This is a genomic window from Flavobacterium tructae, assembly GCF_001853485.1.
GTDB classification, from domain to species: Bacteria; Bacteroidota; Bacteroidia; order Flavobacteriales; family Flavobacteriaceae; genus Flavobacterium; species Flavobacterium tructae.
Genome location: NZ_MIKE01000023.1, coordinates 133,308 through 158,048, shown reverse-complemented (window position 1 = coordinate 158,048; position 24,741 = coordinate 133,308). Strand labels below are relative to the sequence as shown.

The following is a 24,741-nucleotide window of genomic DNA, read 5'->3' as shown; positions in this document are numbered from 1 at the left end:
TTTGATGTTTTAAAAAAAATCTTTACTGTACTGTTCTAAAATTTGATCTTCTAAGGGGCACACAAACAATAAATGTGTCCCTTTTTGAGCAAGAACAATTTTAAAAGTTCCATTTATGGCTTCCATTCGAAGCGACATATTGTTGATACCATTTCCTTTTTGAATCGTATCAGAAAATCCAACTCCGTTATCATTCACCGTAATTTTAAGATCATTCTCAGTCTGTTCAAATTGAATTTGCAGAGTACTTGCCTCACTGTGTTTGTAGACATTGTGAACGGCTTCTTTTACTACCAAAAAGAGATTTCTTCTGGCTTTTACAGATAAATTGGTTTCTTTTTCAATGATATTCGAATCAAGCTGAAATGTTATAGTCGTTTTGTCTAAAAAACGTTTGACATAGAGACTCACATATTCTATAAAATTACCAATAGTATCATTTTGAGAATTCAGACTCCAGAGAATTTCTCTCATGGCTAAATTCATATCTTCTGAAGTAGCTATAATGACTTCCAGATCTTCCGAAAAACTTTCTTCAGGCATTTTATATTTTAAAAATTCTGCCTGAAGTTTTATGGCCGAAATTCCGGCGCCCAAATCATCATGCATATCTTGCGAAATTCGCTCTCTTTCTACTTGAATCGCTTTCTGACGCTCTAGTTCTTTTTGGAGTAATTGGTTTTGAAACTCGCTTTCTTTGATTTGGTTTTCCTGCTGCTGAATAAGCTGTTTTTTGTTGTAAACAAACACGACCATAATTATAAAACAAACAAATAACAGCATCACCATGATGGCAATGATGTAAGTAAGTTTTATTTCGTGAGGCAGCTCGCTCATTTAGTTGAGGTTTTTGCGATTCGCTCATATTTTATAAGGGCATAATAAAATAGAGCATACATGATAAAATTGACTATAGAGCTAATTTTTCTTAGAATTTCTAAGAAAAACAGATCTTCTTTTTCGAATAAATACATAGGTGTAAACCTAAAAATAATGTAAGTACTCCAGAAAAGTAAAGCGGTTGAAATCCAGAAATTCTGATCGTCGGTAATCTTACCTTCAACCGGAATCTGAAGTTTTTGATAAAACCACAAAATGGAATTAAAAATGTAGAATAAAGCTACCAATATTCCTAGTTGCGGTAAAAACTTTGTGCTTAGAATATCAATAAAAATGAAACAGTAAGATAAAAGGATGAATGAAACGAATAACCCAATTCGCTTAAAATTTCCGATATAGATTTTTGAAAAATAGATTCCAAAAAATAGAATGCAGAATATTGCATATATATTATAATAAACGGCAAAGTCAAATTGCTTTAAGTAGGCTTTAATTTCTCCAAAGACTTCTAAGCTTAAAGTCCCAATTAGATAAATACCCAAATAGTTTTGAGCCGGAAATGTATATTTCCAGCCCAAAACTATTGCTTTTAGTGTTGTTATGCTTAAACAACTTATGTAAACAATTTGTAATACTTCCATTTAGTTAAGGATAAACTCTTCCAAAGTCGTATGCTTGAGCTCTGCCTTTTGAAACACTTTGTGCACGAACAACGATACTTAATTTATTTTGATTTGTAGGCTCTTCAGCATTTTCTTCAAATTTAATCATTTCAAAAAACAATTCTGAGTAACTAGATTCAGGTTTAGCATTAATTAAAAAATGCTTTAGAATAAAAAAATAGAGGTCTTTAAGTTTATAACTAACGGCTTCCGTATTTTTGATTTGGAGACCACCTATCCAGGTTTTTGAATTAATTGATTGAAGTAATTTATTTTTATAATTGTTACTATATTTTATAAAGGCTTCTTTCTCAATTTTTTCTATTTTTTGAGTATTAATTTTGAAAAAGAAATCTTTATCTCCAATTTTTTCGGTTTCTACAGAAGATATAGAAAAACAAATTGAAAATTGATCATTATCATCTTGTATGAAGTATATTTTAAAGTAATCTAGTACCTTCTTTTCTTCTATGGGGGCATTATCATAAGAATTAAATATTTCAGAAATGAAATTTTCTGAATCGATAGAGAAATCATAAATCATATTATCGATTGCTAGTTCTCTTAAAGCTTCATTTCTTGAATCAACGTCCTCATCCGGCATAATTTTAAGAACTACCGGTGCGAATGTTTCAAAATTTTTTGAGATTGTTGTTTCAGTAACTTTTTCTTGTAGTTTTAGAGTGTCCATAATTTCTAGTTTTTGGTGTTAAACTTGTTAATTGCTTCAATTTTGTTACTTACCTGTAGTTTTCGGTAGATATTGCCAATGTGTTTTTTAATGGTGTCGATGGTGACATTTTTTTTATCGGCAATTTCTTTGTAGAGAAGTCCCTGCGCCAGCAAGTCAAGAACTTCTTTTTCGGTTACAGTCAGTAACGACAAGGTTTGTACTTGTACTTTTGTTTCCTGAAAATGTTGTAAAACGCGCTTTGCAATGGCAAAACTCATAGGGGCACCGCCTTTGTGAGCTTCCTGAATCGCCTGAATGATCTTGTCCAGCGGATCTCCTTTTACCAGATAACCACTTGCACCTGCACGTAATGCCGAAAATATTTTTTCGTCATTTTCAAAACTGGTGCACATAACAAAGGTTGTGCCCGGCATTACGTCTGTTAATTTAAAAACAAGATCAATACCTGATAAATCCTGCAGCTGAATATCCATTAAAACCACGTCTGGTTCCAGGGCTTCCAGTTTTTGCAAAGCATTTTTACCGTTAAAAAACTGAGCCACACATTCCATATCCTGCTGGAAATCGATGATATTTTTTAAGGCCTGATTGTAATTCTTATCATCCTCTACTATGGCTACTTGTATCTTCATGGCGTTACATTTTCTTTTACAAAGTTGTACAATAAGTTCATTGACCGCAATTACCCTTTTGGGTGATATTAGAAATTAACTCAAAAAAGACAAATGGTATTTATAGAATAAACTTACAAAAAATAAAGTGAGAATTGTAAAAAATAAAATATCACCCAAAAGGGTAATTGATTGATATACTGTTATCAGGATACTTTTGAGATGTTAACTAAAAACATAGAAATCATGAAAACAATTAAGGTAAAAGTTAGAATTAGTGGTGGATTAGCACCCGATTCAATTAGAGTTGAAATCAAAAACGTGGATACTCGTGAAGAAATCGAGTATGAATCTCCAACTTCTTTTAATCAAGATTTTAATATAGAAAGCGGTCGATATACCCTTCAACTATTTGGAATGAACCCTATAAAAGGAAAAACAGAGATTGAGGTAGTGGGTAGTTTTACCAGAGGACCATTTCATAATGCTAAAAGAGTGACAGCGAAGCCATTCATTACTGAATTATTTTATTTCGAAATTTAAATAAACAGATCATGAAAAAATATTTTATAAGCTTGCTACTTTTAATGTCTGTTCATGTTGTGTTAGCGCAAGATGAAAAAGTGCAAAAATTCAGAGAAGCTACGGATAATTCAAAATCAGGAAATTACAAAGAAGTTTTGTCTAATTTATTTCAATTAGGAACTAGTAATTTAACGGGGCCAAACAAAAGTGTCGAATTTAATTCTACCTTATACGGTATTAAATCTATTTTTTGGGATAATATCACAACAGATACAGTTTTTTCTAAACAGAAATTTTCAAGAAATTTTGAGTTCAATACGAAGCTTAATTTCGATGAACAGTTTAATTACAAAGGATTTTCTGGCGGAATTACTTATGCTTTAATTAATCAGAGAGACAAAGACGTTGTCAATTTTGCAAAAACTGCACTTGCACTTGATTATAAATTTTGGACTAGCGAATTATCTGAAATACAAGATAAACTTGTTAGTGAATTAGATAAAACAGGTGACAAGAAGTTTAGTGAAAAAATAGAAGCCATAAACATAGCAAGCTCTATACTGACAAATAAAGAATTTGATAAAATAGATGATTCAAATATTTATTTTAATAAAATCATTACTGAATTTGAAAACCGAAACAAATCGATAAAATTGAAAGATTATATCGCGAAAATTCATGAATTAAGAGACAAAGAATATTCCAATCTTGAAAAAAAAGCATTATGGACGGTTTCTTTAAATGGAACTACTAATGATAAGGGAAATAATAAGAAACTTACTTTCGGGACTGTTTTTTTGCAAGGTTTTAAAAACCTGGAATTAGATATTAGATCAAATTTAGTTTACTCCGACACTTTAATAGAGAAGAGTGTTCAAAGATTAGAATTGAGAAATTCTGCCGGTCTTAACTATAAAATGTTTAAAAGAAATGACCAAAGTGTATTTGAAATAAAATTGTATATGGAGTATAATTCGATTTTGAAAAATAAATTAGCTGATGAAAAAAAGAATACTTTTTTAGCGAGTTCCGATTTCAGAATTCGTGTAACTAAAGATATTTGGATTCCTTTAACGATCAAGTATGATATTGAGAAATCTAATTTTCTTGGTTTTTTGAATATTACTTATAATTTTGGAAAAGAGGACGAACATAAACTCGTCTTAAATGAATAAATGGTATAGTTTTTCATTGAGTAAAACACTGCTGCGCAATTATTTTGCACAGCAGTGTTTTTATTTTGGAACTTGAGAAAAAACTCTTGTTTAAATCAGGTGTTTTTACTTGGTTTGAAGGCTTTTTGTTTATATATATTTGAGACATATTCAATTTCTATGTTTATGGAAAAACGTAAAAGGTCAAATAAAATTTTCTACAATTTTGATAACTGAATTTTTGCTGAAAACGGTACAATTTAATTAGGAAAATGCGAGTAAGTTGGGAAGTAGTAAGAAGATGAATGAGGAGTTGGATTTATTTTTTTTAAGTGTGATAAAAAAAAATTATAAAAGATAAAAATGTTAGAATTATCTCAAAAACTAAAATTAGATATATTAAAAGTGCTACTATCCGAAAAGGAATTATTTGGAATTCCAAATGACGATAGTTCAAACATTATTAAGTTTCTAGATGATATGCTAAACCTTAGAGGGCTTCCTTCTCAAGATTCTCGATTTAGCAATGCTTATGATGATGCCTATCAGCATCTTGTAAACAATGATGATTGGGAATATAATTATGTATTAACAGAAAGGTTTAATATTGTTGAAAATACAGAAATTTTCATTAATTTTTTAAATAGAATTATTCATCCAAATATTAGAAGTAACAAAGATGAAATAATGAAATACTATTTAATGATAAATCCTTATTTAGAAAAGGAAAATTTATCATTAAAAGCAGTTCAAATAGATGCTAGTGGATTAACAGTCTATAAAGTAAGTCCAAAACAGGAAGCAGATAAAATACCTCTAGGTTTAATAGAAAATAACATTCCCTTCTTTATTAAAAATAATCCAAAAGGTTTATATAATAAAAAGAGTGCTCATCAAGTTCCGACTAAATTTCCTTCTTTTATATTAGAATTAAACGATGGTTGGAATGATTTTGGTATAGTTTCAGAATATGTTCTGTATTATCATCCAAATTCGAACCATTTTAATTTTATTGGTAGATTAAAAATTATTCATTTTGAAGATATTAAAACTCCTAATGTTATTCCAAGTATATTTACTCAATTAGATAAAATGTTTTGTTCTCTAGGTCAAGAATTTAAGTATTATGAAAACATTAAAAACTTATTTGGTGATAACTTTAAAAATATTCTTTGGGCAATTCAAGACACTTCATTTTTCTCATCAATAGAAGAAAATTATGAAAACAATAGTAATTTTAAAACTTCTTTAATTAGGGAAGATAGTGCAGAAAGGTTAATGCGTGAAGTAAAATATAGAATCTACGGTTATAATTCAAAAAATCTTTATAGTTTCAAATATAAGTTCCAGCCAAAATTTGCAGAAAATGAATTAGAAGTTGATTTTGACTTTGATAATAACAGTGTGATTCCAAATAGAATCTATGCAATTATTGGTAAAAACGGCACTGGTAAAACTCAATTAGTTACTACATTACCTATTGATATTTCAAATAAAAAAGATGATGTTTTTACTCCAAAAACTCCATTATTCAGTAAAGTGATTGCGGTTTCTTACAGTTCTTTTGACAGATTTGAAATACCAAAAAAAACAGCAGAATTTAATTATGTTTATTGTGGTTTAAAAGATGAAAACGGTAAACGTTTGGAGGAAGAAGAACTAATTTTAAGGTTTCAGAAATCATACGAAAAAATAAGTGAGCAAAGTAGAATTGAAATTTTCAAAAAAACAATTGGTGAATTTATTGAAGAAAAAATAATTAGTGAATTCATCAGTTATAAAATTGAAACTGGGGAATATACAATTGACTATGGAAAATTTAAGAAAATTATTAATATTTTAAGCTCTGGCCAAAGTATTTTAATATTAATTATAACAGAAATAATTGCCAACATCAGATACGATTCTTTATTAATTTATGATGAACCTGAAACACATTTACATCCAAATGCAATATCACAACTAATAAATACAATATATGAATTAAGTCGTAATTTTCAATCTTATTGTATCATAGCAACGCATTCTCCAATTATTGTTCAAGAATTGTTGTCAAAAAATGTATATGTAATTGAACGTAAAGGAAATTTTGCAAGTATTAGAAAACCAGGTAAAGAAACATTTGGTGAAAGTTTATCCACAATAATTGAAGAAATATTTGGTAATAGAGGAATCCCAAAACAGTTTAAAATCATTTTATCAAACTTGATTAAAAAAGGAATGTCTTATGACGACATAATTAAAGAAATTGAATCTGACAATGTTCCTATTAACCTTAACACACGTTTATATTTAAAAAGTATTATTGATGAAGAATCTTAAGCCTCACAAGGAATGTTCAAATACTTTTTTAGATGATGTTTTAAAAGCTAAAAATAATTCTAAAAAAGACCCTGACTATAAAAAAAGAGTAGAAATATTAAAACCAGATGTAAAAAATAAATACTCAACTTTTGAAACAGAAAACATCGCAAATAATCTTGCTTCACTTACAGCTCACGGTTATGCAGGTCAAAATAAAATTGATTTATTAAAATTATATAAATACGATAACTCAGTAATTCAAAAATTAAATGAAGAAGTAACTACTCTTGAGGGTAATAGATTAATTAATACTTGCCAAAATTGTACTATCAATGAGATAAATTCATTAGATCATATTGTACCAAAAGATGAGTTTCCAGAATTCTCAGTAAATCCTCGAAATTTATTTCCTTCTTGTTCAAAATGTAATGGACATAAAAGTACTGTTTGGAGAGAAAAGAACAAATCAGTATTTCTAAATCTTTATTTAGACAATCTACCGGAGGAACAATATTTATTCTGTAATCCAACATTTGATGGAGATAAAATAACCTTAAAATTTACTGTGGAAAATAGATTTGCTATTGAGCAAAATCTATTTGACTTAATTTATAATCATTATACAAGATTGCATTTACCAAAAAGATTTAGGAAAAATAGCTCTGATACAATTTATGAACTCAATAAAGAAATAAATAAGTATGCTAACAAAATAAGCAAAGATGAATTAATAAAAACGATAAAGGAAGATGTAATGGAAGAGAAAATATATTATGGTTTCAATTATTGGAAATCAATCATTAAAGAAACATTGATTAATAATCAAGATTATTTAAATTTAATGTTCAAATAGTGCATTGAAAAACGGTTACACTAATACAATCATTTTATGAGTTTGTTAAAACGAAAAAATAGAATACTTATTTGATTATCCAAACCCTAAAATTCCAAAATCTACTCCTTTCCGAAGTCATTTCAGGAAGCAAATCTTTTGGGTTAAACATGCCAGTATCTTATACCGATATAAAAGGCGTTGGAGATTTCAATAATAAAAAAAGAAACCCCTATTTCACTTTCAAACTGAACTCATTTTCAAATCGTCTGGACTTGATGTCTAATGCTTAGTAATAGCTTAAGAAATAAAATTTCCTTCCTCAACAAAAAGTTGTGGCAAATTTGATTTTTATTTTGGTTTTGCCACAACTTCTGTGGCAATTTTTTTATATTTTTTATTTTTGCCACAAAACTGTGGCAAAAACATTTTTAATTTTCATTTTGCCACAAAAGTTGTAACAAAATTGATTTTATTTTTGTTTTGTTACAACTTCTGCGACAAAATTTCTGTGACAAATTTTTTATTTTTTATTTTTTTGACACAACTTCTGTGTCAAAGTTTTTATTTTTTTAAATTTTGACACAACTTTAAAAAAGATATAAAAACAAAAAAAATGCGCAAAATCAAAAGGATGATTTGCGCATTTTGTTATCAGAAAGTTCTCTTGGTGAGACTGTTATTTCAATTTCATTAATTTTTCTAAGTATTCGACCTTATCTTTTTCAGCCTGAACTAAACGTTCGTACAGCTCTACTACTTTATCAAGAGGATTGAAAGTACAGTGATTATTATTGTTACTTAAATGGCCATTATTAGCACTATTATCGTAAAAATTATTAAAGAAATTAAAAACAGATTCTTCTGTAAAATTTTCGATCGCCTCTACCGTCACGCCAAGTGCTTTTGCAATTAGTACTAGTTTTTCTTTGTCAATATTTTCGCTGGCTTCAATATTCGAAACAGATTGCTGGCTTACTCCAATAGCTTCTGCAAGAATCTCTTGTTTCATTCCGCGAAGTTCTCGGATACGGCTGATATTTCGGCCAATATTTCTGGGTCTGGTTTCTGTGCTCATAATTCAAAGATATTTATTTTTTTTGATAAAAACAGCGATCGGTAAAATACAAGGCTAATTTGGTAATGTACTTTCGGGTGTTTTTTATCCGCTGTAAATATATTCTTTTTCTTACTTTTGTAAAAGCAGTATTTATTATCTAAATCGTAAAGTAGTAGATTATTTAAAAGTATGAATTACAAAATGTCATTTAAGGAAAGAGCGGAGATAAGTATGAAGCAATTAAAAAAGCAGAAACCTGTTACCTTAGAACAAGCCAGAGCGCAAGCAAAATGGCTTAGTGAAATCAGTGTTACAAAAGAAAAGAGGAAAAAAATCTAAAAGAAACTTTCTCACCTCATTACAATCCGAGAAGAATTGTATTCTTAAAAAATAAAACTCAAGGCAGATTTTTACTACAAAATCAGGTATTTCTACGGGGTCTCAAAACCACCATTAATTCTAAATTTGAATTACGTTGCTGAATGTATTGGCAATGAGTGATTTAAGTTAAGAAATGAAAGAATGCCCCAAATCCATAGTGACCTTTTGCTTTTTACTAAGCAATCTGTTTTTGTTTTCTCAAAACGAACATTTAGTGATCGGGAGAACAACGGGTAAACTGCTGCTTAAAAATAACGTTCCTATCCGGACTTTTGGTTTTACAAACTCTCTTTCGGGGCAGGTTACTTTGCCGGGATCGCAGATAAAGGCAAAGGTTGGCGATACAGTTCGGGTTGATTTCTGGAGTATTTCGCAGGGAAATCCGGTGTCTTTATTTTGCAAAGAAATTGATTTTGTTCAATGGGACAAAAACAATAAGCTGATGAAGAAAAAAGAGGCCATTCATCATATGGAGCATGGTTTTTATTCTTTTATAGCCGAAAAACCGGGTACCTATTTGTATTACAGTCCCGAAAATTATCCGTTCAATCTTCAGGCGGGAATGTTTGGCATTATCATTATTGAACCGAAAGAAAAGGATTTTCAGACGCCTGAGCCCTTGCGTGAAATTCTTTGGTGCAGCAACGAACTGGATACAAAATGGCACACCGATGCCATCATGGGTACCGAATACGATCCTCGAAATAAACCTATTGTTCTTCCGCCCTACAAACCCAATTATTTTTTGATTAACGGAAAAGTTGCATCTGATAGTAAGGGCTTACAATCGTTAGATCGTAAAAACGAAACGGTGCTGTTTCGATTGGTCAATTCGGGATTGTATCTTCATGAAATTGTATTTCCGCCTAATGCAAAATTAAAGCTGAGGTTTGGGAGTGAGACCGCTCTAACAGAATCGGCTAACGGGTGTAAAGTTGCGTTGCAGCCGGGAGAAAGTCTGGAAATACTCGTTTCCCTGGAAAATGTGGGAGATACAGAACAATTGATCTACCATTTTACTGATCCCATTTCAAAAAAGAAAGTTTACGAAACGGCTATTGCTGTTTTCCATTAAAATTTAAATCGACGATTATGAAACAACTGTACTTTTATTGGATATTCCTTTTTTCGGTTTCTATTTCATTTGCGCAAAACAAACCTACATTTTCGGTAGTAGGAACTGCGGTCAATAAAGAAAGCGTGCTGAAAAACAAACGGCTTGACATTTCGAAAATCAAGGTCGAAAATATTTCAAATAAACCTATTTATCTGGTTTGGGAAACCGTATCGAATACATTTCCAAAGGAGTGGGATTGCTCGATGTGCCAGCACGGTGCCTGCCAGATTGGAATTCCCAAAGGATCGTCTTTTAATAAACTTAACCCGGATCAGCAGGGGTTTATTGCCATTCATGTAATTCCTGCCAACAAAATAGGCAACGGGACGGTGAAATTTAAAATCTACGACAAAGCAAACCCCAAGTATGCTCAGATTTTAACTTTTGAAGTCGAAGTGCTTTAATGTTAACTACCAATTTATTAATCACCCAAAAACAAAAAAAATGAAAAAAATTACCATTTTAATCTGTATTATTTTGACTATGGGAATGTCCTATGGTCAAAATAGAAATAATGCGAAATACATTCGATGGAACGTTAATACGCCTCAGGGATTAGCGAATCTGGAAGCGATGAATGTAGCTTTTAAGAAAATGCGCGAAGCGGGCTGCGAAAAAGGAATTTCCTGGTATTATCAGGGAGCGATTCACAGTGTTCCCAAAGAGATTACAGGTCCCAATAAGCTTTGTCCGCAATATCAGACCATCAATGATAAGTTATGGGCATGGGCCGATTGTACGCATAACGGAACACCAAATGCGAAACTACATTTCTTATTATGGCACAGATTTTACATTTGGCATTTAGAAAAAATTATTCGCGACCTGTCCGGAAAAGCCGATTTTGCGCTTCCGTACTGGAATTATGGCAGTAAGGCGGTGTCTCAGAATGTGATGGCAGAACCTTTAAGAGTACCGTCCGGTTCTCTTTATACTGCGGCGCGATACAGCATTTTGAACAATGGAAAACCAATTTTGCCGAGTCAGGTCAATCAGATTCAGCTGGCTTTGGAAGAATTAAAAACAAATCCTTCTTTCACAGGCGACGCGGGATTTAGCAGAAGCCTTGAGGGTGCCCCTCATGGTTATATGCACAATCTTATCGGTGGGGGATATGCCGATCCAAGTGAAACGTATTACAACGAAATCTACCAAAAAGTTACTTCGGGTTTAATGGCCAATGTAGAGTCGGCCGGATTTGATCCTGTTTTCTGGCTGCATCACAGTATGGTCGACCGTATTTGGGATTCCTGGGACGTTTCGATTTACGGACAGCGCCCTACCTTAGAGCAACTAAAAGCAGATCCGTGGCAGTATCAGTTTATAAATCCCGACGGAAGTCGTGTGACTTATACGATGGAGGAAGTATACAACACAGTCTACAACTTAGATTATAAATACGATGATTTACTTTACGGATCTAAAACTCCGGTTGTAGCGGCTAATGAAGCAGCAAAAGCTAAAATTTCATTTCAGGATTCAAAAGAAGAAGTGATTTGGGAGCAAAAAGTGAGCAAAGTATTAGGCACTTCGGCTTTTACCCATAAAGTAAGCAATACCTTTGCGAAAAATACCAATAGAGTTTTTAAAACTGCCAATTCTAAAATAATTCTGAATCTTGATGTAGTGGTTTACAAAGAGCCAAAAGATTATTATACGGTTTATTTGCGTTATCCCGGAAAAAAAGATCAGTATGTGGGTACAATGACTTTCTTTGGAGTAGCTCATGATCATGGAACCGGAGACAGCCACGAAATTGGATCAGACGGTGTAAAACTTAACTACTCTTATTACATTTCGGATGACTTAATTAATTCAGATTCCAGTTATGATATTATTATCAAAAAGGTCGGAGGCGGAGATGCTAAAGTTACTCTTGAAAAAATTAGTGTGATAAAAGCAAATTAAGTTTTTTAGATTTTCTGAAAACGACATTCCAACCATAAACCAAACCCTGCAAATACTGATTTGCAGGGTATTTTTTTGAAATTTAATGCTGCTTTTTTTCGTAGGATTTTTTAACATTTAAAAGATGTTCTTTTAAGAAGATCTTGCTATAAAATTCTTATTTTACAGATTGAAAATAAAAGTCGATAAAAGGGAATAGAAGCACGCCAGTTCAGGATTTAGGCTTACAAAAGAGATCTCCCTCAGTAAAAAAACGACGATTTTCATTACAACAACATTCAATTACTTTACCTATTTATAGTATACATTTAGAAATAACACTTGTTTTATACGATTACTAATGAAAAAAAGTCTCAAATACATTGATGGAAACTCCGATAAATTCTGGGAAATAAACGTGACAGGATTTGAATTTACGGTAACTTACGGTAAAAACGGAACTTCGGGAACTTCACAGACCAAGAGTTTTTCAACAGATGAAGAATGTTTGCGAAATGCTGAAAAATTAGTCAGCGAAAAACTGAAAAAAGGATATTCTGAAAACGGAGAAGTGAGTATAGCTTCAAAACCAAAAACGGGTAAGGCGGCAAATTCCGCCGCTGTTTTAGAGGAATACGATGCCATTATAAAAGCAAAAGATATTCATTTGATGCTTCCTTTTTTAAAAGAAAATGCAAAAGGAAATGTAGAAGCTTTAAAGAAACACATCAAAAAAAATAAAAAATACTGGACCCAATACATTGATTTATCCAAAGAACCGGAATTTTTGAAGAAGAATAAAACCGGTAACAATTGGGGATCATCGTGGGGAACAAGAGGTGATCAAAAGCAAAAAGAAATGATCACCCTGAGTGCTATCGCATTGTTTGATAAAGCCGATATTAATTCGTGGGATGAAGTACTGCAATTGCTGGATGAAGCCGATCAGAAATCCTATGTTCTGGACACATTGTTATGGGCAAAACCCAATTGGCTGGAAACTTTTATTCTGGATAAAGTAAAAAGACAGGACTGGGTAAGTGTTAATTATCATATTCTGCGAAAGTTTGAAGAGGAAGGTTTGCTGCAATTCAATCCCGAGTTGTACGCTTTAAGTCTCGCTGCAACAAACGAGTGGCGTGCCAAGACAAAAATCAGAAAATTCATTAATACCCTTGTAAATGATACAAAAGGATATCAGAGAGATATTCCGGAATTGTTTAATTACGAAACTATACTTCACAACAGCTTTTTTCGGGATAATGACAACCAAAGTTATGACGAATTCCAGACCTGGAGTATTGTCTACAAAACCTTATTAGACGAGAAAAAAATGGACCGCAGTTTCTTTATCGAAAATGCCATCCAGATTCAAACCAAAGAATGGAACAACAATCTAAAATCTTTTTTCAGAAAAAGAATCGAAGAATTTAATGCGACAGAAGAAGAACTGATTGTTTTTCAGGAAAATATATTTTCGTTTTTGCACAACGCGTATCCGCCTATTACGAGTTACGGAATTGAATTGGTGAAGAAAATTTATTCACATCCAAAATTCAAAGCCAAATCATTTCTGGAATGGCTGGAACCTTTAATGATGCGTGGCGACTGCAAAGCAGCCATAAAAAATGCTCTTCCGATTTTAGAAAAAATAAGTAAAGCCAATCCGAAATTGAACAATCAAATTGCCTCTATTCTGGCTGATGTTTATGTGATTTCTGATTTGACTTTACAGGAAAAAGTGTCTAAAATTATTCTGAAAATCGGTTCCTCAAAAGATAAAGTGCTGAAAGAAAAACTGAGTACCTATGTTACTTTGATGCAGGGAAATATCAAATCAGGTTTAAGTCAGTTTTTAGATGAGGATGTTTTGATGGCAGACGATGCGGGATTTGAAGAATATCAATTCCAACCTCAAAAAGAACTGGTATTGACCGAAGAAGTGCAACTGCCAAAGGACTGGAACGAAATTTTATTTCAGTTTGGAAACTTCATTGCTTCTGAAGAAGTTCTGGACACCGAAATCCTAATGAATACCTATATTCAGCAAAGAGATTTGTTTCCCGCCGATTACAGCGCGCAGTTACAGCCTTATCAAAAACAATTGAACAAATTCTATTTTGAAAGTGTTCATAAGAACTATATGAAATCGTTTTTGTCTCAGAAAATTGAAAACATCAACAATAAGTTAAGTACTAGAGACAGTCATTATTTAAAAATTAATACACTGGTTTTAATCCGGCCGTTATTAGAAAAAGTGCAGCAGAAGATTGAATCCAATTCAAAACTGCCATTGCTTTCTTTCCCTAGTCATAAACCGTATTGGGTCGCTCCTAAAGTTTTGTTGGAACGTGTAATTGCCTATCAAAAAGCAAACGAAGAAATTGATTCTCTGGATTTAGCAATTGCCATTGCACGAATGCCAAGAGAAAATACCCATGAAGCACTTCCTTTATTGAGTGAAATCGAGGGCGAATTAAAAGCCTTGCTGTCCTACTGTTTGGGAGCAGAAGATAAACTGACGATTGATTCGGGGTCATTAGTTTCAAAGCTTTTGGCAACATTAGGAAAAACGACTAAAGAAAGCGGAATATTATCTTTATGGGCCGTTGCAGCCCGAACATTTTATCCGGACCATACTTTTAGCGAATTTGAAAACACCTATTTAAAACAAGTTCCATTTGTAGTTTCGCCATTTCAAACGGAATTCTCCTTTAAAGAAAAATGGAACGAGTGGAACAATTATAAAACACACGAAAAAGAAAGATCGCCTTCGTGGTACGAACTTCGTTTCGAACTGCCGCAATACATCAAAACGCCTAATTATCTATTGTACAGTCTTGATATTTACAAAAGATCGAACAGTTGGGATTACAATATAAACTATGGCGGGAATACATTTTACTGGCACAGTCTAACGCCACAAAACCCGGATGCTTTAGTGATGACTTTATTGAACAACTGTGTAGTTCCGGACGGTTCAAAACCGGAATTAAAAGGTTTTCTGGACGTTTTAAACCGACCGGAAATGAGGTTCTCGGATAATGTTTTATTGTTATTCGCGCTTTGTTTCTTCCAGGAAAAGAAAGATTTACGCTTACTGGCCTCCGAAACTTTAATGAACCTGATTGAGAAACAAACAATCGATATAGAGAAGTTTGCTGAGAAGGCGGCTTTTGCAGCAACAGGAAAATATGGTGCTTTTTCGAGATTAACCGATGGAATAATTGCCTTAAAAGATATTTCACCTATACACAACAGCGCATTGCTGCAGTTCTTTAACACCTTTTTTGCTTGTTTGGAAGTGAGCGAAAAGCTACCGACAAATTTCAAGAAAATGGTCGAAAACTATGTTGATGTTTTAATCAAAACCAATCAGAAACCGTCAGAAAGCGTCATTGCGTTTTTTGAACAGTGGAAAGATAATGCTTCGCTTAAATCTTTGATTAAGCAAATTTTAAAATAAAGAAAATGACAGATTTAGAATATAATTATAAAGGAATTTCAACCTACAGTAAAACAAAAGGAATTAATAATTTGGTTTTGGCCCATCAAACCGAAATTGAGGAAGTCAATAATATTCCGTGCTTTTTCTGGGGAAGTTTAACTGATCCTTATGTTACGGCAAAATGCTGGAGCACGATTGCCAAAGTAGTGCGTTCGAGTTTTGGACCAGTTCCGCCCAGCCTTCGTGACCCAATTGTTTCTGCAGGTTCAGAAAGACTTCGTTTTGAAGGATTTTCGTCCTGTAATGGAGTCTATGTAAGATTAGACATGAAACCCGAAGCCATCGACGGCGAATTTATTGCCAATGGAACGACTAATGTTGATTTTAACGATCCAATGCTGAATGCGCTAAATGCGATTCAGAAAAATGAAAAGGTAACCCTTGCCGTTGGTCAGCAAGACGTTCAGGTTATAACCAGCAAAGCAAAAGTGGTCGAGAAAAAAGTGACTTTACCTATGCGCTGGATCAAAGGATTAACCAGTGTTCAGCTTTATTTGGCTGATATGGATCTGAAGTTCGAACTCAATAAAATACAAACCATTCAGCTTTTTCAAAGTCTGCCGAAAGGAAGCGTAAAAGGTGATTTTTTTATCACTAAAAGAGCCGGAAAGTTTATGTTTTCGACTTTGGCAACTTCTGACAGTGTGAGAATAGGCGGCGTTCAAAGACTACGTTTATTAGAAGGGATTCTGGCCATTGTAGATAAGATTTTTATTTACGAATCAGATGATAAGCAGACTTGTGCGATTGTATGTGAATTTGGTAAGATGCAGCTATTGATGGCTTTTTCTCCGGATTCTTACCGTGGTTTTTCGGGTGAAGGAAATGTTCTGGAAACCATGACGGAAAATTTACCGATGGAATGGGTGTACGGATTAAACAGTTTGTTAAAATCGAATGAGACGTTTGACCCAACCATGCTTTCGATTGAAAATGATATTGATTTTGGTACGATGGATAATCTAACGTCCAATTTATCTTCAATGGGATTATTAGGCTATGATTTAAGCGAAAAGGCTCATTTTTACCGCCGTCTTCCCTTTAAAACAGAGCGTATTTTATCTTTAAATCCGAGATTGAAAAATGCGAAAAAGCTAATTGATAAGGAAGAAGTGGAAATCACAGAACGCAGAGCCAATTATATTGAAGCCAAAGTAAAAGGTTCTGGTGTGGTGCATAAAGTAATCATTGATACTACTTCTCAAAAATGTACTTGCGACTGGTTTACGGCTTATCAGGGAAAGAGAGGAATTTGCAAGCATATTTTGGCGGTGAAAATGATACTTTCTTAAGTGAGAAAATTAAAGACACGCTCTACAAATCTTAAAATAAAGTTAAATTAATTTCTAAAAATGCTATATTTGTACCTGAAATGGAAATGAAAAATATAAATATCAATCTGTCAGTAGGACTATATAGTGATCGTTTAGCAGGGTTTGCCCCTGTTAAGGGCTCAGGATGTGATCTGTATTTTTATGAAATCGAAGTGTAAATTGAAGTTACAAACTCAACATAAATATAGCAAAGCGTCCTCTTTTTAGGGCGCTTTTTTTGTTTTGGGGATAATTCAGCAGGATAAAAAAGATGGAAAATGATTACAAATTGATCGTAACAAAAAAATATTTTAAAAAAATACACATTAAATGTTTAATGAATTTTAAAAACACCAAAATATAGTCTTGAAAAGTAATCTGATGAGTAACAGTCATTTGATTTGATAAAAAAGCTGCTTCGATATGCGGACAGGGATTTCTATGACTTAACTTTAGGGTTTAGTTAATTGAAAATCAATAGATTGAATGATTGTAGAATTTGGAAGTATGATTTTTTTGACATTATCTTTGTCGAAGAATATCGGGACACTGAATTTCGAAAAACAATAGAATTTAAAAATAAAACAATATATAAAATGGATTTCATTTTTAATACATATAACGTAAAACCAATAAACGCAAGTTCGGCCCTTGAAGGGGTTTACATGCTGGTGCATCATTATAGGCAATATGATAATTATCGTATTTGTTATGAAGCACCTTTAATCGGGTGCTTTTTTTATGGATTGAAATTTAAAAACGCAAAAGTTGTTTGATGTTCTTCGAGTAAATCGAGGATTTAATTTAAAAGTATATAAGATGAAAAAGATAAGTACATTATTTGTTAAAGATCCGCATGATCTGGCAAGGGTAATAAATAAGGTTAGTGATGAAAATAAATGGGTTACAACTGGAGAAGTTATTGCCACAAGAAAATTTGATGGCTCAGCTGCAGCAATTATTCAGGGAGAATTATTTAAAAGGTTTGATGCCAAAAAAGGGCGTGTAGTTCCTTCTGGTGCGATTGCATGTCAGGAAGCAGATAGTATTACGGGACATCATCCGCATTGGTTAAAATGTGATCGTTTGAAACCTGAGGATAAGTTTTTCTTTGAAGGTTTTGATAATTTAAAAATTAAGATCGATGGGACATTTGAATTATGCGGTCCTAAAGTGCAGGGAAATCCTGAAAAACTGGAAAAACACATGCTGATGAAACACGGCAGTGAGGTTTTTGACTTTTCAAATTTTGAATTTGATGATTTGAAAAGATTTTTGTTAGAAAATGATGTTGAAGGTATTGTTTTTCACCATGTTTCAGATGGAAGAATGTGTAAGCTAAGGAAATCTGATTTTGGAATAAAACGTTCGAAGTTAGAAATGACCCCAACAAAAAATGCCAATAACTTAATTGTTTCTAACCATGAGTAAAAAAAGTAAGCCTGACCATGATTTTGGTCTTGTTAGTAAAATTAGGTTTAGTGAGTATCTGTTTATTTCGATAACGATATGGATGCAGAACTCACTAAGCGACGGAAGGAAGAGGGAATGCAATAAGTATTGTATCTCTTTTAGAGGTTATTTTCTTGGTAAAGATATTTTAACACTCTATGGATGAGAGATCAGGAGGATCCCTGAGGTTCCGGAAAATTCCGAAAAAAAAAGTAGAATATTATGAGTAACAATACATTAGAAAAATACAAAAGAGCAATTAGAAAAAAATACGAGATAGAAAGAGAAGGAGAATACTTTGATTATTTGTACAAACCTTCTCGTGCAAAACTTCGTGATTTGTGCTGGCTCATTTTCGAAAATAACCCAACAAAAGAGGACTTGAATGTTTTTAGTAATCTATTGGGCTTAGATTTCGATCATACTCAAAAGAATAAGTTTAAGGAGAAAAAAGATAAGTTCAGACCTATTGAAACCTTCTTTAAAGGAGAAACAGATCCGTCCAGTATGGATGTCATCAATATGGCTGCAATTTTGGTTGATTTTCACCCTCGTCCTCTCAAGAAGTTTTACGAAAATTCTAAAAAGGAAGACACAAAACCAATTAGGAGAATTGAAAAAGCTAAAGAAGTTTTTGAAAAAAAGAGTGCTGCTAAAAAGGAGAAGCCTGAAAAGAAATCTAAGAAAAGAAATTTCTTTAGGGATATTAAAAGTATGTTTTTCTAAAGAAGAGAATTATGAGTTAAAGATTTAAACACCATTATTTTAAAAATTGAAAAAATAAAAATTATGAATACAATTAGTAGTATCTGTTTAGAAGAAAAGCACAGTAGACTCACAGTTGCTGAAGAACAGGAAAGTACAATTACTGAATATGGATTGGCTGTTTTAAAGGCGAAAAGGGATGAAGTAACCCAAATGAATGGGTTTTTAATTCGTCCACAAGCTTAAAACGTAAGTCCGCTTTGTATAGCACTCACAACGGTTGTTGACTATTTAAAGTGATGTTTGTACCATTAAAAAACGGCTATCCTTATGAGATAGCCGTTTTTCGTTGGTTAGTATTATGTTGGTTTATTAATTTTGTCCGTATATTTTAGCGTAAAGATCTTTGTAAATTTCTTTAATGATTTTACGTTTTAATTTCAGGGTAGGAGTAAGTTGTCCTCCGTCAATCGACCAAACGTCTGGAGTAAGTTCAAAACGCTTGATTTTTTCCCAGTGTCCGAATTTCTCGTTAATGGTTTCTACTTCTTCGTCAATACGTTTGATAACCTGTGCGTTAGAGCTGATGTCTTTGTCGCTGTTTCCTAAAGTTATTTTGTGAATTTTGGCCCATTCTTTTACAAATTCAAAGTTAGGCTGAATGAAGGCTGCCGGCATTTTTTCGCCTTCACCAATCACCATGATCTGCTCGATAAAACGAGATTGTTTCATGGCATTTTCAATCAACTGAGGAGCGATGTATTTTCCTCCCGAAGTTTTGAACATTTCTTTTTTACGATCTGTAATTTTAAGGAAACCTTCGCTGTCAATTTCTCCAATATCTCCGGTGTGGAAATAACCGTCTTGTAAAGCTTCGGCTGTTTTTTCAGGATCTTTGTAGTAACCTAACATTACGTTTGGCCCTTTGCAAAGGATTTCACCGTCTTCGGCAATTTTAACTTCTACATTACGAATTGGTTTTCCAACAGTTCCAATTTTAAAACCTTTGTTTCTTTGGTCGTTTACAGCAATTACCGGTGATGTTTCAGATAAACCGTAACCTTCCATAACCGGAATTTCAGCAGCAGCAAAAACTCTCGCTAAACGCGGTTGTAAAGCAGCACTTCCCGAAACCATTAAGTCTAAGTTTCCTCCTAAACCTTCTTTCCATTTACTGAAAATAAGTTTACGGGCAATTTTTAACTGAAATTCGTACCAGGCACCATTGGCACCGTAAGGCTGGTAGCGTAGTCCTAAATCAATGGCCCAGAAAAATAGTTTTTTCTTAATACCGGTCAATTCAGCACCTTTTGCGTAGATTTTATCGTAAACTTTCTCTAAAAGTCTTGGAACCGCTGTAATTACATTTGGTCGTACCTCTTTTAGGTTATCGCTGATTTTATCAATCGATTCACCAAAATAAACCGAAATACCATAAAATTGATAGATGTACAAAATCATTCTTTCAAAAATATGACAAATAGGAAGGAAACTCAAAGCCGAACTTTTTCCCGGATCAAACGGGATTCTTGGCGCGCTGTCTAAAACATTAGAAACAATGTTATGGTGAGAAAGCATAACTCCTTTTGGTCTTCCTGTTGTTCCGGAAGTATAAATAATAGTAGCTAAATCTTCTGGTTTAATACTGTCTTTTCTGGCTTCAACTTCGCTTTGGTTGCTGTCTTCTTCTCCTAGTGTTAACAATTCAGACCAGTGTTTGCAACCTTCAATTTCATTAAAAGAATAGACTTCTTTTAAAGTAGGAACGTTTGCTTTGATCGCGTTTACTTTGTCAAGTACTTCTGTATCGGATACAAAACAGAAAATACTTCCACTATGATTTAATATATATTCGTAATCTTCTTCGGCAATAGTTGGGTAAATAGGCACGTTTTGAGCACCGGTTTGCAGGATACCAATATCCATAATATTCCACTCCGTACGATTGTTAGAAGTGATTAATGCAATTTTATCATCTTTTTGGACACCCATGCGCAATAATGCTCTCGAAATAGCATTTGCTTTTGCAATATATTCCTGGCTAGATGTCTTTTCCCAGACTCCGTTTTTTTTAGTTGCTAAGGCAACCTGAAGGTTATAAGTTTCTTGTTGATAATAGGGAAAATCAAAAAGGCGTGTGATTGAAACCATGTTAGTATATTGAATTTTATCGCAAATTAAATAAAAATTAGGTATAATTTTTATATTTATCGAAATTTATGGGAAAAATTATAAGTACTTTAGAAAATCTACGAAAACGTTTTCTTTTTTGTAGTAAAAGGTATAAAAATCAAGAAAAATTGATTTTTACGTAGTAATTATTGTACGTTATAATCTACATATTCTTTTACTCTTTCCCCCATCAGAAACATTTTTTTCTTGGTAAAATGGATAGAAAATTGGGTGTAATTCCACTCCTCACTGTCATTGGTTCGGTACCAGAAAGTATAGGAAGCACTGTTGAAACCTTCTTTAAAAACCGGAATGCCTTCTTCGGTACATTCAATTCCCCAGTTGATCTTTTTTTTGCTTAGATCTTCATATTGAATAATTCCTGTTCCGTCCGGATTTAAAATGGTAGAGGGTTCTTTTTTTCCGGCTGGCAAAAAAGTTCCGGGTACCGGATACCCGATGGTGGTGGTAATAAAATGGTCACGGACTTTATAAGTGATTCGGTCTACGTGAATTTGAGAATGTAATTTTACGGCACTAAATAATAAAGTAAAAAGAAATACTTGCAGGGTTTTCATTCTATGTAGGTTTAAGGGTTCTTGGAGCTGCCAAAAAATTCGGGGTACAAATTTTTTGGCGAATATAGTTCAATTTTCACTAGAAAAATGAATCCCGATTACAAGAATGATATTTTTATTTTAATACGATGCTACTCTGTTGAAAACTGGTTTTCCAGTAATTTTTCTTTAAAATCAGATTTAAAGGTGTAAGCAAAAGTAAGCATCAGAGCGCGTGTATCTGATTTTGAAGTACGGTTGTTACTGAACAAAGCCGTATTGTTTTTAAAACCGCTTTCTAGCGTGTTGAACATATCGGTTACCACTAAACCTAAACGGGCATTGCCTTTACCCAGTTTTTGCTGAAATCCCATATCAACATTATAGATCGGAATTCTTTTTCCCTGTGCAGTAGCGAGAGCCGAATTATAATTTCCGATAATTTGCAGTTTTCCACCTTTCCAGGGAACAAAATTATTGATGATCTTTCCGTACCAGCTGAATGCATTGTTTACGACATCCTGAGCCAGATTGGTGGCATTTATATTTTGTTGAAAAGCGGTAATACTGATATTGGCATCGTAGAATCCAATTGGTTTCAGACTGAAAATAGTTTCAAGACCGTAAGTAATGGTGCTTCCAATATTTCTGGGCTGTTGCAAAACCACTCCGTTGTCCTGCAGTTCGGCATATTGTCTGATTGTATTGGTCGCGTTTCTGTAAAAAACATTGGTCGAAAGGGAATATTTGGACCATTCTTTAGAATAGCCTGTCTCAATAATATGAATGATTTCCGGTTTTAAGTACGGATTTCCTCCGTGCGGATTCAAGGCATCGGTAATATCAATAAATGGATTTAAGTTGTCTAAATCAGGGCGATTGATACGTTTGCTGTAGCCCATTTTTAGAAATTCATCTGATGCTAAATTAAGTTGTAAAGAGGCAGAAGGGAAAAGTTTTACATAATGATTGGAGAAGTTATCACTGTTGTTTTGCGTTTTTCCGTTGTTTGAAACCTGCTCGGCACGTAATCCCAGATTGTATTTCCATTTCGGAGTTTCTTTAGTGCCAATATAAGAGTTTAGAAGTCCGTAAACCGCGTTGATTTGCTCGTTGAATTTAAAGCCGTTGCTCGCCAAAGGATTTACAACGTATTCTCCATTTTTTTGATCGGCACTTTGAAAATCGGAGTCGAAGAATCGGAAGGTTCCTTTGTAGCCAGTCTCTAAAATGGTTCTTTCAGACACCGGAAGCGCATAATTTACAATAGCGTTCGAGATATTTTCGTGTTCGTAATTGTGTGTTCTTTGCCATGCAGCATCACCAATTAGGTTGTAGTATTGATCGAATTGATAGGTATCGATATCAGTGTTTTCTCTGTGTTTATTGAAAGAGGAGGTAATACTGGCGTTTAGGTTTTTTCGGTCATCGGCAAATTTTCGGTCGTAGCTAAAAGCAAGTTCGGCTACCTTAGAACGCTCGAGTTCCAAAGAATGTCTTTTATTGCTCGAGAAAAACTGATTGGCACTGCTGTTTACCTGCGTGTATAAAGTTTCGTCATTGTCCTGACTCTCCATATTTCCCAAAGCTTCAAAAGAAAAGCTGTTGTTTTCATTTGGTGAAAAATCAATGTTGAATTTCAAATTCTGCAAGCCTTCCGTACGCTGGTCGCTTCTGTTTTGATTGATATAATGTTCGTCATCGATCAGGTAATTGATTCTCTCCCCTTTGATCTTTTTAGTTCTTCCGGCAAAGCGATTGTCGTACCCCAGTCCGAAATTCCATTTATCCGTTTTCTGATTTAAGAGCACAGAGCTGTTTAATCTGCCTTTGGCTCCAAATCCGCCTCCTAAAACCACGGCACCATTCATACCGCTTTGGTTGTTTTTTTTGAGTCTGATATTGATAATTCCGCTTTCTGCATTCGCATCGTATTTGGCAGTAGGATTACTGATAACTTCAATACTTTCAATACTGCTCGCTGCAATTTGATCCATATTGGTAATGGCAGAGTTTTTTCCGTTAATCAAAATCATTGGAGATTTTCCTCTTAAAGTAATTCCTCCGTCTGCATCCACAGCAACGGTAGGGATGTTTTTGAGCATATCGGTAGCAGTTCCGCCTGTTTGTGTAAGATTCGAAACGGCATTAAAAATGAAGCCTTCGTTGGTTTTTTGAATTTGCTTTTTATGAGAATTTACAACAACAGTGTTTAACAGATTAGTGTCCGTTTTTAAAGTTATGGTTCCAATAGAAATTGGAGATCCTGTAAATTTTACTTTTTGCGTAACGGTTTTAAAACCGATTAATTTGAACTGAATTTTATATTCACCTGAAGTAACATGGTCTAAAGAAAAATTCCCGGAAGCATCTGTAACGGCATATCCGGCAACTTTAGTAGAATCGGCAGTGTTTTTTAAAACCACATCGACAAATTCGATGGCCAGTTTCCCGTCAGAAACAGTTCCTTTTACAGAAGAATTTTGGGCAAACGTGACTTGGCTTATAATAAATAAGAGGAGTAAAAGCGATAAATTTAATGTCCATTTTTTCATGAAACAAAGATATTTATAGCAGTAAAAACACAGGTGTAAGCTGGCTTAAGATAGTATTAAATTAGTCTTAGAGTCTTTTTAAATGGAAGTTTTTTGAAAAGGTGAGATGTGAGATGTAAAAAGTGAATGGTTAAAAAAAAGCAGCCGATAAATTCGGATGTTCTTAATTGAAATATATTTTTAGCTTTTCTCAATTCTTTTTCCGGCAATTTATAAAAGCGTGAAACGTTGTTGTTCCTGTCTTTTGTATTTCTGATTCTCATCGGAAGGTATTTCCCTGTGAATTTTATTCAGAAGTTTTATGAATAATACTGTTTGTTACAGGAATAATACCATTTGATACAAGTATAAAATGCATAAAAAACAGGTGTTATAACTTTGGTTTGAATTTAAAGAGGTGGAACACTTCTTA

General features: G+C 33.4%; 21 protein-coding genes. 13 read left to right on the top strand and 8 right to left on the bottom strand.

Translation table 11 applies throughout. The annotated features are described in order from the left end of the window. Nucleotides 1-9: 9 nt before the first annotated feature. From BHE19_RS11615 to BHE19_RS11600, 4 genes are read right to left on the bottom strand one after another with little or no spacing between them, the layout of a single operon-like run. Nucleotides 10-837 (bottom strand): sensor histidine kinase, encoded by an 828-nt coding sequence (locus tag BHE19_RS11615; RefSeq protein ID WP_070907260.1) that lies wholly within the window; start codon nucleotides 835-837, stop codon nucleotides 10-12. Further along, nucleotides 834-1,481 (bottom strand): hypothetical protein, encoded by a 648-nt coding sequence (locus BHE19_RS11610; protein ID WP_070907259.1) that lies wholly within the window; start codon nucleotides 1,479-1,481, stop codon nucleotides 834-836. The genes BHE19_RS11615 and BHE19_RS11610 overlap by 4 nt, the downstream gene beginning before the upstream one ends. A 4-nt stretch (nucleotides 1,482-1,485) precedes the next feature. Continuing rightward, on the bottom strand, nucleotides 1,486-2,193 hold the full coding sequence (locus BHE19_RS11605) for a hypothetical protein (RefSeq protein WP_070907258.1): 708 nt from the start codon (nucleotides 2,191-2,193) through the stop codon (nucleotides 1,486-1,488). A 5-nt stretch (nucleotides 2,194-2,198) separates the two neighbouring features. Further along, nucleotides 2,199-2,828: a response regulator transcription factor gene (locus BHE19_RS11600; protein WP_017496092.1), complete on the bottom strand. Its 630-nt coding sequence runs from the start codon at nucleotides 2,826-2,828 to the stop codon at nucleotides 2,199-2,201. A 225-nt stretch (nucleotides 2,829-3,053) separates the two neighbouring features. Between BHE19_RS11600 and BHE19_RS11595 the strand changes: the two genes are divergently transcribed. From BHE19_RS11595 to BHE19_RS11580, 4 genes are all read left to right on the top strand, one after another. Then, on the top strand, nucleotides 3,054-3,350 hold the full coding sequence (locus BHE19_RS11595; RefSeq protein ID WP_123923548.1) for a hypothetical protein: 297 nt from the start codon (nucleotides 3,054-3,056) through the stop codon (nucleotides 3,348-3,350). 11 nt (nucleotides 3,351-3,361) lie between these two features. Next, nucleotides 3,362-4,507, top strand: coding sequence for a hypothetical protein (locus tag BHE19_RS11590; protein WP_123923546.1), 1,146 nt, complete (start codon nucleotides 3,362-3,364; stop codon nucleotides 4,505-4,507). A 342-nt stretch (nucleotides 4,508-4,849) separates the two neighbouring features. Then, the gene (locus BHE19_RS11585) at nucleotides 4,850-6,808 is read left to right on the top strand and encodes an AbiJ-related protein (RefSeq protein ID WP_070907255.1); all 1,959 of its coding nucleotides are present in this window, start codon (nucleotides 4,850-4,852) and stop codon (nucleotides 6,806-6,808) included. Then, a complete protein-coding gene (locus tag BHE19_RS11580; RefSeq protein WP_070907254.1) occupies nucleotides 6,795-7,643 on the top strand; it encodes an HNH endonuclease in 849 nt (282 codons plus the stop codon). Before BHE19_RS11585 ends, BHE19_RS11580 begins: the two co-directional genes overlap by 14 nt. 658 nt (nucleotides 7,644-8,301) lie before the next feature. Here the strand turns inward: BHE19_RS11580 and BHE19_RS11570 are convergent. Continuing rightward, nucleotides 8,302-8,700: a helix-turn-helix domain-containing protein gene (locus BHE19_RS11570; RefSeq protein WP_017496085.1), complete on the bottom strand. Its 399-nt coding sequence runs from the start codon at nucleotides 8,698-8,700 to the stop codon at nucleotides 8,302-8,304. 171 nt (nucleotides 8,701-8,871) lie between these two features. On the opposite strand from BHE19_RS11570, the gene BHE19_RS22795 reads away from it, so the two are divergent. The 9 genes from BHE19_RS22795 to BHE19_RS22790 all read left to right on the top strand — a co-directional run bounded on the left by BHE19_RS22795 (nucleotide 8,872) and on the right by BHE19_RS22790 (nucleotide 19,291). Then, the gene (locus BHE19_RS22795) at nucleotides 8,872-9,021 is read left to right on the top strand and encodes a hypothetical protein (protein WP_165607926.1); all 150 of its coding nucleotides are present in this window, start codon (nucleotides 8,872-8,874) and stop codon (nucleotides 9,019-9,021) included. A 256-nt stretch (nucleotides 9,022-9,277) separates the two neighbouring features. After that, nucleotides 9,278-10,138: a multicopper oxidase domain-containing protein gene (locus BHE19_RS11565; RefSeq protein ID WP_233431375.1), complete on the top strand. Its 861-nt coding sequence runs from the start codon at nucleotides 9,278-9,280 to the stop codon at nucleotides 10,136-10,138. 17 nt (nucleotides 10,139-10,155) lie between these two features. After that, nucleotides 10,156-10,584: a hypothetical protein gene (locus BHE19_RS11560; RefSeq protein ID WP_070907251.1), complete on the top strand. Its 429-nt coding sequence runs from the start codon at nucleotides 10,156-10,158 to the stop codon at nucleotides 10,582-10,584. A gap of 40 nt (nucleotides 10,585-10,624) precedes the next feature. After that, nucleotides 10,625-12,088, top strand: a complete 1,464-nt coding sequence (locus tag BHE19_RS11555) for a tyrosinase family protein (protein WP_070907250.1) — start codon at nucleotides 10,625-10,627, stop codon at nucleotides 12,086-12,088. Between the two features lie 340 nt (nucleotides 12,089-12,428). After that, nucleotides 12,429-15,533, top strand: coding sequence for a DUF6493 family protein (locus tag BHE19_RS11550; protein WP_070907249.1), 3,105 nt, complete (start codon nucleotides 12,429-12,431; stop codon nucleotides 15,531-15,533). Nucleotides 15,534-15,538: 5 nt separating this feature from the next. Then, nucleotides 15,539-16,867 carry an SWIM zinc finger family protein gene (locus BHE19_RS11545; protein WP_070907248.1) on the top strand — a complete coding sequence of 443 codons (1,329 nt, stop codon included), beginning with the start codon at nucleotides 15,539-15,541 and terminating at the stop codon, nucleotides 16,865-16,867. An 840-nt stretch (nucleotides 16,868-17,707) separates the two neighbouring features. Then, on the top strand, nucleotides 17,708-18,319 hold the full coding sequence (locus BHE19_RS11535; RefSeq protein WP_070907546.1) for an RNA ligase 1 family protein: 612 nt from the start codon (nucleotides 17,708-17,710) through the stop codon (nucleotides 18,317-18,319). A 243-nt stretch (nucleotides 18,320-18,562) separates the two neighbouring features. After that, nucleotides 18,563-19,066, top strand: a complete 504-nt coding sequence (locus BHE19_RS11530; RefSeq protein ID WP_070907246.1) for a hypothetical protein — start codon at nucleotides 18,563-18,565, stop codon at nucleotides 19,064-19,066. A gap of 63 nt (nucleotides 19,067-19,129) precedes the next feature. Next, complete coding sequence (locus tag BHE19_RS22790) at nucleotides 19,130-19,291, top strand: hypothetical protein (protein WP_165607925.1); 162 nt, start codon at nucleotides 19,130-19,132, stop codon at nucleotides 19,289-19,291. A gap of 126 nt (nucleotides 19,292-19,417) precedes the next feature. On the opposite strand, the gene BHE19_RS11525 is transcribed toward BHE19_RS22790, so the two are convergent. The 3 genes from BHE19_RS11525 to BHE19_RS11515 all read right to left on the bottom strand — a co-directional run bounded on the left by BHE19_RS11525 (nucleotide 19,418) and on the right by BHE19_RS11515 (nucleotide 24,329). Beyond that, nucleotides 19,418-21,196, bottom strand: a complete 1,779-nt coding sequence (locus BHE19_RS11525) for an AMP-dependent synthetase/ligase (RefSeq protein WP_070907245.1) — start codon at nucleotides 21,194-21,196, stop codon at nucleotides 19,418-19,420. A gap of 167 nt (nucleotides 21,197-21,363) precedes the next feature. Next, nucleotides 21,364-21,795, bottom strand: a complete 432-nt coding sequence (locus BHE19_RS11520; RefSeq protein ID WP_017496073.1) for a hypothetical protein — start codon at nucleotides 21,793-21,795, stop codon at nucleotides 21,364-21,366. A 131-nt stretch (nucleotides 21,796-21,926) separates the two neighbouring features. Next, nucleotides 21,927-24,329 (bottom strand): TonB-dependent receptor domain-containing protein, encoded by a 2,403-nt coding sequence (locus BHE19_RS11515; protein ID WP_070907244.1) that lies wholly within the window; start codon nucleotides 24,327-24,329, stop codon nucleotides 21,927-21,929. Nucleotides 24,330-24,741 lie beyond the last annotated feature (412 nt).